Origin of the sequence: Lysinibacillus sp. BNK-21 (assembly GCF_048684915.1) — a bacterium.
GTDB lineage: Bacteria > Bacillota > Bacilli > Bacillales_A > Planococcaceae > Lysinibacillus > Lysinibacillus capsici.
Genome location: NZ_JBLQTS010000001.1, coordinates 1,278,568 through 1,297,414, shown reverse-complemented (window position 1 = coordinate 1,297,414; position 18,847 = coordinate 1,278,568). Strand labels below are relative to the sequence as shown.

Genomic DNA, 18,847 nt, shown 5'->3' with positions numbered 1-18,847 from the left:
AGGATGAAATCATTCAATGAGCGGAATTTTTACATCGATGTTGCAGTTATGGCTTGAAATCCCTGCGTTGCTTGGCTATTTAAAGGGGCAAACATTCCATAAACCCTTTTCAAAAGAAGAGGAAGCTGCTTGTATTGAACGATTTTTAGGTGGCGATGAGCAGGCGCGTCTTGATCTAATAGAACGTAATATGAGGCTTGTCGCACATGTCGTTAAAAAATTCCATCCAAAACATGAGCAACTCGATGATTATATTTCTATTGGAACAATTGGACTAATGAAAGCCGTTGAGAGCTATACCCCTGATAAAAAAACTAGACTTGCCACATATGCAGCTCGTTGCATTGAAAATGAGATTTTAATGCATCTACGCACCCAAAAGAAAGTGCAAAAAGACGTTTCGCTATTTGAGCCGATTGGAACTGATAAAGATGGGAACGCACTGCAAATTCGCGATTTACTTCAGTGTGATGAAGAAAGTGCCACAGAGAAGCTAGAGCATAAAGAGCATGTAGCACAACTATACCACTATTTGCATATGCTCGATGAACGTGAGCTCGAAATTGTGACACTCCGTTATGGCTTAAATCAACAGGATGCACTTACGCAAAAGGAAATTGCAGCACGCTTAAATATTTCACGTAGCTATGTATCTCGCATTGAAAAACGGGCACTTATTAAACTCTATCAACTATATAAACGAGACCAAAAAACTATTGAATAATATATTGTAAAATGGTTATGAAAAAAATTCAATCCTTCAATGACGGAAGAATATGCCTATTTCATGGCATATAAAAAGCTCCCCTGCGACATGACTATGTCGCAAAGGAGCTTTCCCGTCATACTAGTGTGCTGATTCAGAGAGTTCTGCTGAAATCAACGTACCTATTAAAGTTGTAATAATCACTACACCTGCTGTTAAAAATAACATCATGAATGCCTCCCATTCTATTATGAAGAGATTTATTAATGTCAGTGTAGCATTTGTTTTTTGTATCAACTGTGATTTTTCTCACAGAATAAACCACACATTTTGACCATTCTGTGTAGTTTATAGTGAGGAAATTGCTTTTAATACGACTTGTGTCGAATGTTTTGCAGCAACTGGTAAAAATTCATCAAAGCTAATATTCGATTCTTTACCTGCAATATCTGATAATGCACGAATGACTACAAAAGGTGTAGCAAATTGATAACAAACTTGTGCAACTGCAGCCGCTTCCATCTCTACAGCTTTCATTTGAGGGAAATGGCGACGAACAGCCTCTACACGTTCAGGATCATTCATAAAAGCATCCCCAGAGCAAATTAAACCAACGCCATACTGGTGCTCTCCAACTGCCTTTACAGCCTCCTCAGCTACCTTCATCAATTTCTCATCTGATTTATATGCTGCTGGCATACCGGCCATTTGTCCAATTTCATAGCCAAAGATTGTGACATCCACATCGTGGTGACGAACTTCATCAGAAATAACGACAGCGCCTACCTCAAGAGCTTCATCATATCCACCTGCAGAGCCTGTATTAATGACAACATCTGGTTTAAACTCATGTAAAAGAATTGTCGTAGACATAGCAGCATTTACTTTACCAATACCGCTTTTTAATAATACGACTTCCTTGCCTTCAAAAGTTCCTGTTGTATACTCACTACCTGCAATCGTTGTGCTGTGTGCATCGTCTAATGCTGCTCTTAGAAGCTCCACTTCCTCTTCCATTGCGCCAATTACTGCAATTTTCATGTACTGTTACTTCCCTTCTTTTATCAACTCTATTAAAAATAATCAAAAGAGTGATTTTCGTCAATAGGCGCCTTCTAATGTATTTAGTTGCTCTAGCTTCACAGGCTTCCACCCTTCATTATCAACCCATTCCATGCTTACACGATACATTTGAGATTTATCATTGGTCGAAACAGTTGCAATGGATGAATTAGGACCACCATTATTTTGCATACGCCAGATGATCATATTGCTTTGGTCAATACCTGTCACAGTAGATACTGTTGCTACTTTCTCAGCCCAGTCTACAGACGTGTCGTCATATGAAGACACATGCTGACCTGTTTGAGTTGTAGGTGTTGGTTGCCAATTTTTATTCGTGATGACCTTCTCAACAATAGGATTATCTGATGCTGATTCTTCTGCTGTGCCTTGTTCTTCCTGGGATGTCTCAGGTTCTGATTCTTCTTCTGAAGGTTTATCTTCTTCTACAGCAAGATCTTCTTTTTCTTCATCCGTCGGTTCTTTTTCTACTTCTTTTTCATCATCACCGCTCTGTTCTTCTTGAACGGGTTCCTCTTTCACTGCTTGATCTGCATCATCTTGCCATTTAAACACATAGGTTGCTGTGATAATAATGAGTACAACCACAACACCAATTAGAACATTCAATAGTTTATCTAGCTTTTTATTACGAGATGGCTGCAAATGACGACCACTTCGAGTTTGTCGTTCACTCATAATGTCTCCCCCTCTCTAGGCAATATTCTATCAAGTTCGACAGCACTTGCAAAATAATTCTACTCACTATTTTACTACATAGTTTTCACGCTAAAAATGGTACAAGCAGTCAGCCAAAGGCTAACTGCTTGTACATATACATATTATTTAATTGAGACAATTTTCACTTTCATTTCGCCGCCAGGTGTTTGAACGACAACCTCTTCACCTTCAGCACGACCAAGTAGACCTTTTGCAATCGGTGATTCATTCGAAATACGGAATTCCATAGGATCTGCCTCAGCAGAACCAACAATTGTATAAGATTCTTCATCTGTTGATGGCTTACCATTGATGATTTCTACGAATGTAACCGTTTTCCCTAGTGATACTACACTGTTATCTGTCTCGTCTTCAGAAATAATCACTGCATTGCGAATCATTGATTTTAATGTTGAAATACGACCTTCTAAAAAGGCTTGTTCTTCTTTAGCAGAATCGTACTCAGCGTTTTCAGAAAGATCTCCAAAATCACGTGCTATTTTAATGCGTTCAACGATTTCTTTTCGTGTTTCAGTTTCTAATTTTACTAATTCTTCTTCTAATTTACGTTTTCCCTCAGCTGTCATAGGGTACTGTTTTTCATTTGCCAAAGTCCTTCACTCCTTGTTTCTTCAATATAAAAACATAAAACTCGACTAAATGCACGGAAGATGCATTTAATCGAATTTTATTATTTTTAAACGTTTTCAAATTACGCTTTGACCTAATAGTATGCATGCTTTTTCAAAATATGCATGTAAATATTGTCAATACCACTCTATCTTATTACAATACGTTGTCGGTTTCAAGAATAGTTTTAATTTTCGTTACCATTAAATCAATCGCCACCTCATTATCCCCACCTTCAGGAATAATGATATCAGCATAACGTTTTGTTGGTTCAATAAATAAATTATGCATCGGTCGAACCGCTGATAAATACTGCTCAATCACCGAATCCGTTGTACGTCCACGCTCTTTAATATCACGCATAATACGGCGAATAATACGTAAATCTGAATCTGTATCCACAAATAATTTAATATCCATTAAATCACGTAAATCAGCATCCTCAAGGACTAGAATACCTTCTAGTATAATAACATCTACTGGTTCAACATGTATAACTTCTTCTGCCCTTGTATGCTGGACATAATCATACACAGGTTTTTCAATTGGTTGACGCACTAGCAACTTTTTTATGTGCTCAATTAATAAATCATTATCGAAAGCTAACGGATGATCATAGTTAGTTCCTAAACGTTCTTCAAATGTTAAATGACTTTGATCCTTATAATAAAAATCTTGTTCAATTACCACAACAGAATGCTCACGGAAAACATCATAAATGGCGCGCGTCACACTCGTTTTTCCCGAGCATGAGCCACCTGCGATTCCGATGACAACAGGGCGCTTCACTGCCATTAGTTATTCTCCTTTCGCATCATGTTATGCGGCTTCAATGGTGTATCACATTTAAATTTTACAATTTGTAATGGATGACGAGCTGCATCTAGGCTATTGCCATCCTCGTCCCAAATTTCACCCATTGTTAAACTGAAATTCTCAATTTCAGGACCAAAGAATTCTACTTCGTCACCAGGTTTAAAATAATTACGCTGTTGCATTGTCACTATTTTTGTCTCTGGATCATGCTCTAAAATAAGTCCAGCAAATTCATAGGTTGTTTTACGACCATGCACACCAAACATCTGCTCCTCAAAGCCAGGTGCATCATGGAAGAATGCTTCAGCCGTATCACGGTTAGCACATTTGTCTAATTCCTCTAGCCATTCACGTTTAATTTTAAAGTTATCAGGATCTGCACAATAAGCATCAATCACTTTACGGTACACAGAAACAACTGTCGCTACATAGTGAATGGATTTCATACGACCTTCAACTTTTAACGAGTCGATACCTAGCTCAATCATATGAGGAATCGCTTCAATTAATTTTAAATCTTTTGGACTCATCGCAAATGGTGCATGACTCTCATCGAAAAGTGCTTTTTCTTCCCCATCTTCTAATTCATATAGATCGTAGTCCCAACGGCATGATTGGCAGCATCCCCCTCGGTTTGAGTCACGAGCCGTCATATGATTAGAAAGAACGCAACGACCAGAGTAGGCAATACACATTGCTCCATGAACAAAGGCCTCAATTTCAATGTCGACCTTTTCCTTCATCAGCTTCATTTCTTCTCCGCCCACTTCACGTGCTAATACAACACGATGTAAACCTTCTTCTTTCCAGTACTGCACGGCCTTCCAGTTGGACAATGATTGCTGAGTAGAAAGGTGAATTTCAAGCTTAGGTGCTGCTGTACGACATGTTTCAATAATGAGCGGGTCTGCTACAATAATACCAGTTACGCCCACTGATTCAATATCCTTTAAATAACGCTCTAAGCCATCCATATTTTCATTGTGGGCAAAAATATTTGTTGTTACATATATTTTCGCACCATATTGATTGGCAAATTCTACACCTTCACGCATCTCTTCAATTGAAAAGTTATCCGCATTCGATCGTAGACCAAACTCTCGCCCACCGATAAATACAGCATCTGCTCCGTAATGGACAGCTATTTTTAATTTCTCTAAGCTACCAGCTGGTGCAAGTAGCTCTGGTTTTTTTGTAATGACACGTTTACCGTTGACAATCTCACGGATTTTGTCATTTTGCTCTAACGCTAATGCCATGTTATTGTCCCCTCCTAGTAAACTGTTTCCTTGAAGATAAAGCCCGTATCTAATGGTCTAATAGCTGGTTGAATATCTTCAATTTTTGCTAATAAATCGTCTTTTATTTCTTCATATGCCTCTTCTGATTCGTCAAAATACGTATCGATCGCTTTTCGATAAGCTTCTGTTACCGCGACTACATAGTCTGGCGTTTGAAGTACACCTTCAATTTTCAGAGCATCGATGCCACCTTCAAATAATTCGCCTAGTTCATCAATAATACACATATCATTTGGACTGAAAATATGTGTACCATTTACATCTTCATATATTGGATATTTGTTATTTCGTTCATCATCATGTAGGAACATATTACGATTTTCCTGGCGATTTTCAATAGCCATTACTTTATCTTGATATAAGAAATAATGGCCGAGTAATGGACGTTTTGATTGGAACATACATGTCATGCCATGTACTTGTACTTCAATTTCCATTTCGGTATTTTCTTTAATTTCTAATACTTCATCAAGAGAAAGCTCACGCGCTAACACTGCACGCGTTGCACCACGTTTCCCCCAGTAATTAGCCGTAAACCAGTTTGTAGCTGTCGTTTCTGGATTCCAATGTAACGGAATCGTAACACCTTGCTCTCTACGAATAATGAGAACCGCTGGATCACCGTAGATTAAACGGTCCACACCGATACGTTGCATTTCATTTAAATAATCAGCAAGTGCCTCTAGCTTCTCATTATGGAAAAGTGCATTGACTGCAACATATACCTTTTTACCCGCTTCATGAATAAGCTTTGTCGCTTCTTCTACTTCTTCAACGGAGAACTCTCCTGCTAGACGTAGACCAAATTGTTGTTCACCAATAACAAAAGCATCTGCTCCAGCGACTAAAAGTGCTTTTATATGTTCTAATGATTGTGGTGTCACAAGCAATTCTGGTTTTTTCATAGTAGTCACCTCTTCAAACATAGTAATAAACCATCACCGACTGGTAAAAAAGCACTTGTATAATCTGGGTGCTGCATAATCCAATCCGTGAAGTTTTTTAAATTGCGAATCATTGTTCGCTTACGACGTGGAACATCCTTCAACTCTAAATCAGACAAACCATGCATGTACATATTATCGATATACAATACCCCACCTGATTTTACTAAAGGTGCATATTTTTCAAAAAAGCGTTGGTATTGTCCCTTCGCAGCATCAATAAAGACCGCATCGAATGTTGTGTTAATGGCCTCGTCATCCACTTCTAAAGCGTCACCCTCAATGACCGTAATTCGATCGGATACAGTCGACCGTTTAATATAGGCTTTTGCCCTTGCTACACGATCTTGATCACGTTCAATTGTAACAATTTGGACATAAGGCAATGCCTCTGCCATACGAATAGCAGAGTAACCAATTGCTGTACCTATCTCTAAAATTTTTGACGGATTTTGAATACGCAACAGTTGATTTAATGCATCAATACCTGCCAGCTGCATGATCGGTACGTGATGCTCCTCCGCAAATGCTTCCATTTCTAAAAGCAATTCATTACGTGGCTGTATAAATGATTGTATATATGCATCTGATAATTCCATTGTTTCCACCCTCATTTAAAAGGCAACGAGCGTTTGCCGTTGTCTGTACTTCATCATTTAACAACAAAAAGAAAAAGACCAAACGTGATGTCTTGGTACTTTGCCATACAAAAATGAGCAATTGCTTCGATATGCTCAAACAATTGCCACCACGCATATTTGTCCCGCATAAATGAACGGATTGATCAAAAATCACACTTTATAATAGCATGAAAATAGAAGGAAAGCTATTTTTCTTTCCTTCTATCCATCTGTTTGCTATATGATTTTTGCTCTCTTCCTATACGTTTACTCTTCTTTTCGTAAATATTTTTCTACCTTCTGCAAATGCTCATCATAGGTTTTTGAGAAGTGGTTGACACCCTCTTTATCTGCTAGGAAGTAGAAATAATCTGTTTGACTTGGATTTAATGATGCCTCAATCGAAGTTTTACCTGCACCTGCTATTGGACCAGGTGGTAGACCTTTATTTTTGTAAGTGTTATAGGCATTATCCACTTCTAAATCTTCATATAGAACACGATCCTTGTGATCACCCAGTGCATAGAGCACGGTTGGGTCTGTTTGGAGTGGCATCCCTTCATTGATTCGATTATAGAAGACACTTGCAATAGTCTCTCGATCCGTTTGAGCAGTCGCTTCTTCTTCCAATAATGACGCAAATGTTAACAGCTGATGTACGGACATTTGTTTTTCAGCTAATACATCACTATAGTTCTTCACTACATTGTTCATGGCTGCTATCATCTCTTCTACAATCGCTTGTAAAGATGGTTTTTCTTCATAATAAGAATACGTAGCTGGATATAAATAGCCCTCTAAGTCATAGCGAATATTGTCAGCTAAAACAGCCTCTGTAACTAGCTCAGGATAATTAGCCATCATTTGCTGAACAAATGTGTCACTCGTCACAAGATCCATAAATTCTTTTTGTGTGTACGGTGTTTTCTTTTCAATCACTTTCCCAATTTGTTCAAGTGTTAAGCCTTCTGGGACTGTCATCGTAAAGACAGGCTTACGATATACCTTCCCTGTTTTCAAGCTTTCAATGAGTTCATCAAATGTCATTGCCTGTGTTAAATCATAATTTCCCGCTTGAAATTGTGATTCATTTTTAAATTTTGCATAGTATTTAAAAACACGTGCATCTTTTATGACACCTTTTTTCTCTAGTAGTGTTGAAATGGAGGACAAACTAGAGCCAATTGGTACTTCTACTGCAATTGTTTTCGTTGCATTAGGGTCTAATGGTTTTAAAGCACCTTTTACATAATTGTACCCAAATAAACCAACAACTCCAATTATTAGTACGAAAACAATGGCAATAATTGCGACGATTTTTCTCACCATTTTTACCTCAGATTTTCTTTCTTGCATTTTTGAAAACATTTCTTGTTTTTTTGAACCGTTATCCACGGGTTTCCCCCCTATCACTATTCAATATCATACTAGAAATCAACTTTCACGACAAACAGAAATCGACAATTCAGTAGAAATTACATATGTAAAAAATCTGCCAACAACTTTCGTTAGCAGATTTTTGAGGATTCTAGAAATAGTTTATCCTATAAAGTGTTTAATACTTCTTCTACAAATTCCCATTCTTCATCTGACTCAATCGGGTATAACTCTTCAATCTGGCCTTCATTTCCAGCTATATATTGGGCTGCAAAAATATCACGCTCATCAATCGGTTCATCTGTTGCTGGCACATATAATACATACGATTTACTGAATTGCTCAGATGAAAATGTATGAATGACTTCGCACACTTGATCTTTTCCTTCTTCGTCTGTCACAGTAATTAGCTGTGGTTCTTCTTCAAATTCATCAAGTAATGTTAACACCACTTCATTAATCATTTCCCATTCGGCATCTGTTTCAACAGGCTGTAAATTTGTCATCTCACCTGTATTGTCATCATAATCAAAAGTCATCGCAGAAAGGTCTCCTGGAATTTCTTGACCGGTTTCATCTAGAAGGGAAAATAACACATAGGACTTGTCCTCCGCATCAAAGGTAAAGACCACACGACACTGCTGTTCCTTACCATCTTTCCCAATGATCATAAATTCTTGCGTTTCTTCATTCATTCTGTTTCCTCCTTTATGACAATTTGATGTCATTTATTAAATCGTTTTTTTGAGGTTAGACACTTTAGAATAGCTTCTCCTATTTTGAGCAAGTTTTCCCTGCATTTCTTCTCTACCTTTGAGCAGGTTCTCGATGTTTGGAGTGGGGCTTGGAGGTTACACTCTATTTCTAAACGAATCCACAAACTTTATGAACGTTTCCCAACAATTGTGGATCAAATTCACACATCTACAATGCATTCATTCTTCAATTTAACAATCCTTCTACATTAGAAAAGCTTCAATAAAAAAGGAACAAGGACTGCAAGCTGCGATCCTTGTTCCAAGCTTTGAGTTAGAAGATTAGTCTTCGTTTTCATCCTCTAAAGCGTTTAAAACGTCCTCTACCATATCCCACTCTGCTTCAGTTTCGATTGGTGTTAATTCACCATCTTCACCATTTTCAGATGGTACAAATGAAGATACAAAGATTTCAACTGAGCCATCTTCATCTTCCTCTGCGCCTACCATTGAGTAAAACACATATGATTTGCCAAACTCTGGAGATTCATGAACGTGAATCACTTCACAAAGCTGCTCGTTTCCGTTTTCGTCAATCACTGTAATGTGTTGAACATGTAATTCTTCTTCATGGTTATGCTCGTGTGCCATGCATAGTCACCTCATCAATTAATTTTTGCTATCTAAGTAGCCTTGTAAAATCATCACAGCTGCCATTTTATCAATGACCTGCTTGCGCTTTTTGCGACTCACGTCCGCTTCGATCAGCATACGTTCAGCAGCCATCGTCGTTAAACGTTCATCCCATAATTTGACCGGTAGTGAGAAATGCTCTTCTAATAGCTTTTTATAGTTCTCAGAAGCCTCTCCACGCGGTCCAACCGTATTATTCATGTTTTTTGGAAAACCTACAACAAATTCTGTTATAGTATATTCCTTTACTAGCTCAGCGATACGGTCAATACCGAACTCACCATTAGCTTCATCAATTTTTACGGTTTCAATACCTTGGGCGGTCCAACCAAGGGCATCACTTACAGCAACACCCACAGTTTTTGACCCAACGTCTAATCCCATAATTCTCATTTCTAGTCCTCGTTATTCTTTTTGATATAAAATTTAACAAGCTCCTCTAGAATTTCGTCACGCTCAAGCTTGCGAATTAAATTACGAGCATCCTGATGGCGAGGAATATACGCCGGATCACCAGAAAGTAAGTAACCAACAATCTGATTGATAGGGTTATATCCCTTTTCCTCTAATGAAGAATGAACTTTCAACATTACCTGCTTGACTTCCTGTTCCATTGATTCTTCTGGAAAATTAAATTTCATCGTTTGATCAAATGAACTCATGACCAGCACCTCGCTTTCAGAAATAAGGAGATGTGCAAACAAGCTCATCTCCAATTTCTCTTTATTATAACATGTTTTGGTGAATTAATTAAATGGATTTAACATAATCATACACAGAAAGTAGTGCTTCATCAAGTTTTGATGCATCTTTTGCACCTGCCATCGCCATATCTGGACGACCGCCACCTTTACCACCACATGCTTCCGCAACCATTTTCACAATATTCCCTGCATGGTAATTGCCACCAACTAATTCTTTTGAAACACCAGCACATAACATAATTTTTTCACCATCAACTGCTCCAAGAACAATGACTGCTTTTGGCATTTTTGCTTTCAGGTCATCCATCATTTGACGGAGTTGATTGTTATCCTTCGCTTCCACTTTTGTAGATAGCACTGTCACATCTCCAATTGTTTGAGCGGCATCAACAACTGCCCCTGCCTGTGCATTGGCGATTTTTTGAGATAATGCTTCGTTTTCACGTTGTAATTCTTTGTAGTCTGCTTGTAATGCCTGTACTTTTGTGACAATATCTTTAGCATTTGCTTTTAATAATGTCGCTGCATCATTTAATAATGCTTCTTCTTCTTTTACTGCTTCATAAGCAACTTTTCCTGTAACAGCTTCAATACGACGAGTACCTGCACCGATACCACCTTCTGAAACAATTTTAAAGAAGCCAATTTCAGAAGAGCGTTTAACATGGATACCACCACATAGCTCAATCGAATAATCTCCGATGGATACTACACGTACAACATCTCCATATTTTTCACCGAATAATGCCATAGCACCCATTGCTTTTGCTTCATCAATACCTTTTTCTTCAATAACGACCTCTATATCATCCCACACTTTTTCATTTACAATACGTTCAATTTGCTGTAGTTCTTCTTTTGTAACTTGACCAAAGTGAGAGAAATCAAAACGTAAACGATCAGGTCCTACATATGATCCAGCTTGGTTCACATGATCACCGAGCACATCTTTTAATGCACGTTGCATAATATGTGTTGCCGTATGGTTTTTAATGATTAAATTACGGTCATCACGATTGACCACTGCTTGCACTGCATCTTCCACATGCATTTCCCCAGATTCAACTACTACTGTATGAAGCGGTTGACCATTCGGTGCTTTTTGAACATCTTTTACAACAGCTGTAAAGCTATCATTTGAAATAGTACCACTATCAGCAATTTGACCACCCATTTCAGCGTAGAATGGTGTCTTCGCTAAAATAACCAATGCTTCCTGACCTTCCGAAGCGACTTTCGCAACTTGACCATTGACGATCATTGCAGCGATTTCAGTATTAACACTTAACGTATCATAGCCAACAAATTCACTTGCAACCGTTAAGTTTGCTAATACTTCATTCTGTACTTGCATCGAATCAACATCTTGTCGTGCAGCACGCGCGCGTTCACGTTGCTCTTCCATCGCTGCCTCAAAACCTTCATGATCTACTTTCATGCCTACTTCCTCTGCATATTCTTCCGTTAGCTCGATTGGGAAACCATAAGTATCATATAAACGGAAAGCATCTGCTCCTGGGATGTAATCATGACCAGCTGCTTTTTGAGATTCCACTACTTCATTAAAGATAGCTAAACCACCATCTAATGTTTCATGGAAACGAATTTCTTCATTTTTAATGACACGTTGAATAAATTCGCATTTCTCTGTAACTTCTGGATAGAAGTCTTCCATAATTTTACCCACAGTTGGTACAAGTTCAAACATAAATGGTTTTTCAATACCAATTTGTTTAGCATAGCGAACGGCACGACGTAGTAAGCGACGTAATACATAGCCACGGCCTTCATTTGAAGGCAGGGCACCATCGCCTATAGCAAATGCTACTGTACGGATATGGTCTGCAATCACTTTAAATGGTGTATTAATATCTTCATCTGAGCCAAAGATTTCATTTAAGTCTACTTCGCCAGGTCGTTTATATTTACGATTGGCAAACTCCTCGATTTTTTCAATAATTGGCATAAATAAATCAGTATCAAAGTTTGTTGGTACATTTTGCACGACGGACACAATACGCTCTAAGCCCATACCTGTATCAATATTTTGCTTTGGTAGTGGCGTGTAAGTGCCATCAGGATTATGGTTAAATTGAGAGAACACAAGGTTCCAAATTTCTAGGTAACGCTCATTTTCTCCTCCTGGATACATTTCAGGGTCATTTTCATCTGAGCCGTATTCTACGCCGCGATCATAAAAAATCTCTGAGTTCGGACCAGATGGGCCTTCTCCTATATCCCAGAAGTTCCCTTCTAAACGGATTAAACGTTCTTCTGGAATACCGATTTCCTGATGCCAAACATCATATGCTTCCTGGTCTTCTGGGTGAATCGTGATGGATAATAACGCTGGATCAAAGCCCATCCATTTTTTATCTGTTAAAAACTCCCAAGCATAATGAATTGCTTCTTTTTTAAAGTAGTCACCAATAGAGAAGTTTCCTAACATTTCAAAGAATGTATGGTGTCGAGCTGTTTTCCCAACGTTTTCAATATCGTTGGTACGAATCGATTTTTGTGCATTTGTAATACGTGGATTATCAGGGATAATACGGCCATCAAAATATGGTTTCAAAGTTGCAACACCTGAGTTGATCCAAAGAAGTGATGGATCATTTATTGGCACAAGTGGTGCTGATGGCTCATGATGATGCCCCTTTTCTTTAAAAAATTCCAAATACATACGGCGAATATCTACTGCTTTCATTGGATAAATTCCTCCTATTTTATATTGTAAAATTACGATACGAATCCTGCGATTTACCGAAGAAAATAAAAAAAGCCCTCATCCCCAAAAAGGGACGAGGACTTGTCATTAGTCTCGCGGTACCACCCTAGTTGTAAGTAAAAAACCTTACTTACCTCTTTAGCACTTGTAACGTCAGTGAACGGCAGGGATTAGCTGCACTCTGGAGTAGCTTTCGGCATTTGCTGTTGTGAGGATTTTTTCAGCCTAGAAATCCCTTTCTTGTGCACACACAAATACGTACTTTTTCCATCATCGTTTTTACTTTTTCTATCGAAAATTATAAAAAAAATCTATTGCGCTGTCAATTAGTACTAGTCTGACTAACACTAACTAAGCAATCATTTTTTTGAAATATATCCACATACCCCATGTAAAGATAACTAAGAAGGCGCTAATTGCAATAGTTGTATAAGGGGTATCTTGATAAGGTAAAGGCACATTCATTCCAAAAAAACTAGTAATTACTGATAGTGGTAACATAATTGTCGAAATGACCGTTAATAAATTCAGCTTTTCAATGGATTTCCCACTGATAATTGAAAAATACGTATCAAGCGTGCTGTTCACTAAATCGCGATATGTCTCTGTGGAGTCGACAATACGCTCTAGATGGTCATTCAAATCTTTATAGAATGGAATATTTTCTTCTTGAATATCAAATTTCCACTGGCCATTGATTGTAGAAAAAATTCTTCTTTGTGGCATAATGGCCTGACGAATTAAAATAATTGTCCGCTTCAATGCAAGAAATTCCTCTGTCACCACTTTTGGTTGATAATCATAAATTTCTTCTTCTAGTTCATCTATACGTGCGCGAATTCGTTCTAATACTGGGAAGTATTCGTCAGTAATACCGTCAATAATTGTATGCAATAAAAAATCAGTACCCTTTTCCAAAAATCTTGGGCTATTGACACAAACATTTTCCATTTTTCCTAGCCATTGCAACTTTTGTTTATGCACAGTCACAATATAGTTTGGTCCCATAAAAATATTTAACTCAACGGTTGTAATTTCATTGTTACTTTTCTCATTATAAATTGGTGCATGGAGCACAAAAAATTTATAATCACCATAACTATCCATTTTTGGACGTGAGCCTTCATGTAAGCAATCTTCAACTGCTAGTGGATGAAAGCCAAATACATCAGCTATATTATTCAATTCATTATAACTATAGGCATATAAATCTACCCATAATAAATCTTCGTTATGAATAGGGAGTTGTAAATCAATCATATTGAAATCATGTTGGGCTGTCTTGCTGCTGCTATTATAATAGTGGATTTTAATCATTGCATTTCACCTCGTGTTTGTTATTGAGGGAAACAAAAGGTCATCCTTAATCACCCTTTGTCTGCATCGGTGATCAGAAATCGATGACTTTTTATGTGTTTCCCTTTGCCTAAATGATACTTATTCGGTTCAGGACTACTATCCATTTCTCATCACCTTCCTTCCATAACAAAAACACGCCTTCTACGAATGAAGGCGTGTTGAATACACATATCAAAAAAATAGCAATAAAATACATTGCATGCTTGTTACCTTCAAACGTTGAGTTTTAGCACTATGCGGCATAGGAATATGTCCAGCTACGTTAAAAAACACCTTATTTCGATGATTTCTGTTGACCCATTGGCGTCTCTCGACATTTTTGGGTAGTAGCGTATCTCCAGCATAGGAGCCTCACCTAACGAAGGGAGTCTTATTTTTTTATTCCTGTAAATGATAACGGATAGTTTCACAATTGTCAAACTTTCTATCAATCATTTTTCAAAAAGTCTTCCACTCTTTGCACTAAATGCTCTCGTTGATAAGATTGATAGAGTAAGCTAGATAAACGTACAGGATCACCAAAGAAAAAGCGTTCATACAATGTCTGTCTTGTGCCAAAACTACTCATTGTTAAATCCCAAGCTAAACGGAATTTCTTTACTCGCTCTTCCCCTTTGTCTTGAAATGATTGCAGATAATGATCAAGATCCCCATCATCCGTTGCAAATGCTTTTGCACTCGGTATGGACATTAATCCACTTGCTCCCAGTTGCTGGATGATATCTGTAAAGGTAGGATATACTTTCGGGAAGATATGAATAGCGACCTGTAATGTGGATTGGTCTGGTCTGATAAAGCCAAAGGAATCCCTTTGTGCCTCAATTTCTGATTTTAATTGCAATGCTTTCATCGTTTCTAATGCTACGATGACATCTACCACTTTTTGATGGACATGTTGGTAATCCCCAATATTTATGGAATCCACAATCATTTGTACAACCCCTAGGATGAATTCCGTCTTAGCAATTTGACGTGACAGCACATGATGCAAAGTATACGCTTGGAAGCCACTAACATTCATAAATTGATTGGCCACTTCAACATTTTCGTAATAAAATACTCGTTCCCACGGGACAACTACATCCTCAAACACAACGATTGCATCCATTTCTTCAAAACGTGCACTTAACGGATAATCAAAGGTAGAATCTCCCCCTACAAATGATTGCCGACATAAAAACTTTAAGCCTTTCGTGTTACTTGGAATAGAAAACCCGAAACCTTTTCCTTCATCATAGCCATTTGTTGATAAAACAAGAAGCTCATCTGTTATGCCACCCTGTGTCGCTAGTAATCTTGCCCCTTTAATGACTAAGCCCTCACTTGTTTTCCCAATGATTTTAGCTGCAATGGTTACTTCTTCATCCTCATAGTAAAAGCGCTTGCGATTTACCTGTGGTTCGATAAAGGTATGTGTCATCGTAATATCATTCTCGCGAGCATACTCATAGAACTTCAGCAAATGCTCTGGGAAACAATTTGGCTTCTCTTTTAAAAAATCTGACGCTGATGCAAGGGCCATTAATGTTGTATTCATATAATCAGGGCTTCTCCCCATAAAGCCTTGAGAAGATAATGCCCATTCCCTTGCCGCTTGGCGCCTTTTCACAAGATCTTCTGGCGTCAATACTTGAAGAAATGACATGCCAACTTTCTGTTTACTAATTGGCGATTCATAGGTCATTTTTTCAAGAAGTGCCTCTTGATGTTGTAAATCAAAAAGTTTCGCTTGACTCTGGATAATTCCTTTAAAGGCAGGATGTTCTGACACCTTTCCTGTCACGACTTTCCCATCTATCGAAATATACGTTTTTAAAGCATCAATTCGTTCAATATACTGCTGCCCTGTCATTATTGGCATGCTGTCACCCCTATACATTCCCTATGTTTTTGTACTCATCTAGTATATGAAATGTCCAAATATTAGGTGACGATACATCAATTAGAAAAAACCGATTAGACAGTCTAATCGGGAATATATATTTTAGTCATCCAAAAAATCATATGGAGAGACATCATTCATACCAATCATTGGATGAATATAAGGGGCTGTTTCTACTGTTAGCTTTGGTTCAACGGAAACCGGCTCCTGCATCCCTTCATTTTCTACTGGCACTGCCTCGACTTCCACAAGTTCTTCCTCAATTTCCATTGGGTTAAGTCTTGCACGTAAAGAGGTGAAACGCTGAAGGTCATCTGTACGTTGTAAACCATCCGCAAGCACATCTGGTTCACCGCATAAAATCAAAAAGTTTTTAGCACGTGTAATACCTGTGTATAAAAGGTTACGCCGTAACATTTTGGAATACCCTCTAACCACTGGCATAATGACCGTTTGAAACTCAGAGCCCTGTGATTTATGGATGGAGCAACAATAAGCTAGTGTCAATTGATTGAGGTCGCTTCGTTGATAGGTCACTTCAATGCCATCAAAGGATACGATCAGTAAATCTTGTTTTTCGATCGTCTCTTTCGCCTTAATAATACTAATGACCTCACCCATATCTCCATTAAAGACATTGCTTTCAGGTTGATTGACAAGCTGAAGAACTTTATCCTTTATTCGATAGGTGACATCCCCAAAGACTAGCTCTTTTCGTGTGCCAGTATCATTTGGGTTAATAAGCTCTTGAATCATTTTATTTAATTTATCTATACCAGCTGGTCCTTTATACATGGGCGCCAACACTTGAATATTACGGATTTCCTGGCCCTTTGCGACAGCACTTTTGACAACTTGAGTAACAACGTTGGCAACTTGGTCTGCTGAAGCCTTAATAAACGAACGATCAGAGGTTTTAGCTGTTAACTCTTGTGGAATCGTTCCTTTTTTTATTTGATGCGCAAGTTCAATAATCGTTGAGCCTTCTGCTTGTCGGTAAACATCTGTTAGCTCGACAGTTGGTAGCTGCTTGGATGCTAATAAATCCTTTAACACCTGTCCTGGACCTACTGGTGGAAGCTGATCCTGATCTCCAACAAAGACAACTTGAACATCTTCATGTAAAGCTTTTAATAATTGATGGGCAAGCCATGTATCAACCATTGACATTTCATCCACGATAATCAGCTTACCTGTTACTTCCCGCTCTGTTTCTTCCTCTTTTTCTTGCCCTGTAAAACCGAGCAGTCGATGGATGGTCATCGCAGGAAGCTCTGTTGATTCGGCTAATCGTTTAGCAGCACGTCCAGTCGGCGCACAAAGAATAATCGGAAAAGGCTCCTCTTTTTGAGCATACTCTTTTGGATTTAAGGATAGCCCATGAAGCTTTGCATAAACTTCTACGACCCCACGTACAACAGTGGTTTTCCCCGTACCAGGACCACCCGTTAAAATCATAACAGCTGAATTTAAAGCCTGTTCGATGGCATTCGCTTGTGTTTCTGCATAGGTAACATTGAGTAGCTCCTCTGTTTCTCCAATGGCTTTTCGAATTTCATCTTTACTAAAATGTTCAGCCTTATTATTCCGCTCGATAAGCGATAAGATTTTCGATGCAATCCCTACCTCTGAAAAATAGAGTGATGGCAAATATAACCTTGTCTCTTCACCACAAATTTTGCCTTCTTCACGGAGTCTGATACAGGCTTGAGAAATATCCTCGAATGGTATCTCCTGTCGTTGGCTTTGTTCAAGCATTTCCTTAACGAGCGGTAAAACCTGTTCTGCATCTAGATAAACATGTCCATCCGATAAAGCTGCTGTATTTAAAATATGTAAAATCGCTGCTTTGACACGATCAGGATGTTTACCAGTTATACCTAATTTCGCACCTAGCTCGTCGGCTCGAAAGAAACCCACTCCTTCCACATCTTCAATCAAGCGGTATGGATTTTCTGTCAGTAATTCAATGGCTTCTGTTCGATAGGTTTGATAAATCTTCATCCCAAGCTGTGGACCAAATCCCCACTCATTCAATTGAATCATGACCCGCTCTAAGCCTAAGTTTTGCTCAATGGTGCGGTGAATGACTTCTTTTTTTTCAGCGGATAGACGCGGAACAGCATCGAGGGCACTAGGATCTTCTAAAATAACACGGAGTGCATTAGCACCTAGTTTTTCAACAATCGTTTCAGCTGTTTTTTTCCCGATCCCTACGAAGAGGTCACTAGATAAATAATGAATAATTCCTTGCTCAGTTGCAGGTACCTCTTTTGTAAATGTCTCAATTTGAAATTGAGCACCGTATTTAGGATGCTGTTTTAAAATACCAGTAAATCGATATTGTTCATCCATTTGTAGTGGGGGAAAATAACCAACAACAATAATCTCTTTATCTTCATATTGCAAATTCGTCTCTTGAATTTTCACACGTACAATCGAATACATATTTTGCGCATTATGAAAGATAGAGACGATCGGACGTCCGAGTATAAAAAATTTATTGAGTTCAAATAAATCTAAATGATCTGTCATGTTCGGTCCGTCCTTTCTTATAGTTTTCAATCTTTTTATTTTACCATAGCCACATGAAAATATCGCAGACAAAAA

18 protein-coding genes, 1 riboswitch and 1 other annotated feature are annotated in these 18,847 nt (G+C 38.3%); of the genes, 1 reads left to right on the top strand and 17 read right to left on the bottom strand.

The window, feature by feature from the left end:
• Positions 1-16: 16 nt before the first annotated feature.
• Positions 17-724: an RNA polymerase sporulation sigma factor SigK gene (gene sigK, locus ACMGGO_RS06485; RefSeq protein ID WP_004226867.1), complete on the top strand. Its 708-nt coding sequence runs from the start codon at positions 17-19 to the stop codon at positions 722-724.
• A 123-nt stretch (positions 725-847) separates the two neighbouring features.
• Here the strand turns inward: sigK and ACMGGO_RS06480 are convergent, their stop codons facing one another.
• The 17 genes from ACMGGO_RS06480 to ACMGGO_RS06400 form a co-directional block, all read right to left on the bottom strand.
• Positions 848-1,003 (bottom strand): hypothetical protein, encoded by a 156-nt coding sequence (locus ACMGGO_RS06480; RefSeq protein ID WP_026023469.1) that lies wholly within the window; start codon positions 1,001-1,003, stop codon positions 848-850.
• Between the two features lie 51 nt (positions 1,004-1,054).
• A complete protein-coding gene (gene mtnN, locus ACMGGO_RS06475) occupies positions 1,055-1,747 on the bottom strand; it encodes a 5'-methylthioadenosine/S-adenosylhomocysteine nucleosidase (RefSeq protein ID WP_016994157.1) in 693 nt (230 codons plus the stop codon).
• A gap of 60 nt (positions 1,748-1,807) precedes the next feature.
• The gene (locus ACMGGO_RS06470) at positions 1,808-2,467 is read right to left on the bottom strand and encodes a YrrS family protein (RefSeq protein ID WP_048392147.1); all 660 of its coding nucleotides are present in this window, start codon (positions 2,465-2,467) and stop codon (positions 1,808-1,810) included.
• A 143-nt stretch (positions 2,468-2,610) separates the two neighbouring features.
• Entirely contained in the window at positions 2,611-3,099 is a 489-nt protein-coding gene (gene greA / locus ACMGGO_RS06465) for a transcription elongation factor GreA (RefSeq protein ID WP_016994160.1), read from the bottom strand.
• A 175-nt stretch (positions 3,100-3,274) separates the two neighbouring features.
• Entirely contained in the window at positions 3,275-3,913 is a 639-nt protein-coding gene (gene udk / locus ACMGGO_RS06460) for a uridine kinase (RefSeq protein WP_004226858.1), read from the bottom strand.
• Positions 3,913-5,193 carry a peptidase U32 family protein gene (locus ACMGGO_RS06455; protein WP_048392146.1) on the bottom strand — a complete coding sequence of 427 codons (1,281 nt, stop codon included), beginning with the start codon at positions 5,191-5,193 and terminating at the stop codon, positions 3,913-3,915. The genes udk and ACMGGO_RS06455 overlap by 1 nt, the downstream gene beginning before the upstream one ends.
• Before the next feature lie 14 nt (positions 5,194-5,207).
• Positions 5,208-6,140, bottom strand: a complete 933-nt coding sequence (locus tag ACMGGO_RS06450; protein ID WP_115674133.1) for a peptidase U32 family protein — start codon at positions 6,138-6,140, stop codon at positions 5,208-5,210.
• A 5-nt stretch (positions 6,141-6,145) separates the two neighbouring features.
• Positions 6,146-6,778 carry an O-methyltransferase gene (locus tag ACMGGO_RS06445; RefSeq protein WP_054550064.1) on the bottom strand — a complete coding sequence of 211 codons (633 nt, stop codon included), beginning with the start codon at positions 6,776-6,778 and terminating at the stop codon, positions 6,146-6,148.
• A 288-nt stretch (positions 6,779-7,066) separates the two neighbouring features.
• Complete coding sequence (gene mltG / locus ACMGGO_RS06440; protein ID WP_048392143.1) at positions 7,067-8,194, bottom strand: endolytic transglycosylase MltG; 1,128 nt, start codon at positions 8,192-8,194, stop codon at positions 7,067-7,069.
• Positions 8,195-8,343: 149 nt separating this feature from the next.
• Positions 8,344-8,871 (bottom strand): DUF1292 domain-containing protein, encoded by a 528-nt coding sequence (locus ACMGGO_RS06435; protein WP_420281676.1) that lies wholly within the window; start codon positions 8,869-8,871, stop codon positions 8,344-8,346.
• Between the two features lie 342 nt (positions 8,872-9,213).
• Positions 9,214-9,522 (bottom strand): DUF1292 domain-containing protein, encoded by a 309-nt coding sequence (locus ACMGGO_RS06430; protein WP_004226842.1) that lies wholly within the window; start codon positions 9,520-9,522, stop codon positions 9,214-9,216.
• Between the two features lie 18 nt (positions 9,523-9,540).
• On the bottom strand, positions 9,541-9,957 hold the full coding sequence (gene ruvX, locus ACMGGO_RS06425; protein WP_004226840.1) for a Holliday junction resolvase RuvX: 417 nt from the start codon (positions 9,955-9,957) through the stop codon (positions 9,541-9,543).
• A gap of 2 nt (positions 9,958-9,959) precedes the next feature.
• The gene (locus ACMGGO_RS06420; RefSeq protein WP_004226839.1) at positions 9,960-10,226 is read right to left on the bottom strand and encodes an IreB family regulatory phosphoprotein; all 267 of its coding nucleotides are present in this window, start codon (positions 10,224-10,226) and stop codon (positions 9,960-9,962) included.
• Between the two features lie 88 nt (positions 10,227-10,314).
• Complete coding sequence (alaS, locus tag ACMGGO_RS06415; protein WP_420281675.1) at positions 10,315-12,975, bottom strand: alanine--tRNA ligase; 2,661 nt, start codon at positions 12,973-12,975, stop codon at positions 10,315-10,317.
• Positions 12,976-13,062: 87 nt separating this feature from the next.
• Positions 13,063-13,279, bottom strand: a binding site (T-box leader).
• A 68-nt stretch (positions 13,280-13,347) separates the two neighbouring features.
• Positions 13,348-14,313: a magnesium/cobalt transporter CorA gene (gene corA / locus ACMGGO_RS06410; protein WP_420281674.1), complete on the bottom strand. Its 966-nt coding sequence runs from the start codon at positions 14,311-14,313 to the stop codon at positions 13,348-13,350.
• A gap of 246 nt (positions 14,314-14,559) precedes the next feature.
• A riboswitch (M-box (ykoK) riboswitch) is annotated at positions 14,560-14,725 on the bottom strand.
• Positions 14,726-14,782: 57 nt separating this feature from the next.
• A complete protein-coding gene (gene hpaB, locus ACMGGO_RS06405; protein ID WP_420281673.1) occupies positions 14,783-16,216 on the bottom strand; it encodes a 4-hydroxyphenylacetate 3-monooxygenase, oxygenase component in 1,434 nt (477 codons plus the stop codon).
• Positions 16,217-16,339: 123 nt separating this feature from the next.
• A complete protein-coding gene (locus ACMGGO_RS06400; protein WP_420281672.1) occupies positions 16,340-18,772 on the bottom strand; it encodes an ATP-dependent RecD-like DNA helicase in 2,433 nt (810 codons plus the stop codon).
• Positions 18,773-18,847 lie beyond the last annotated feature (75 nt).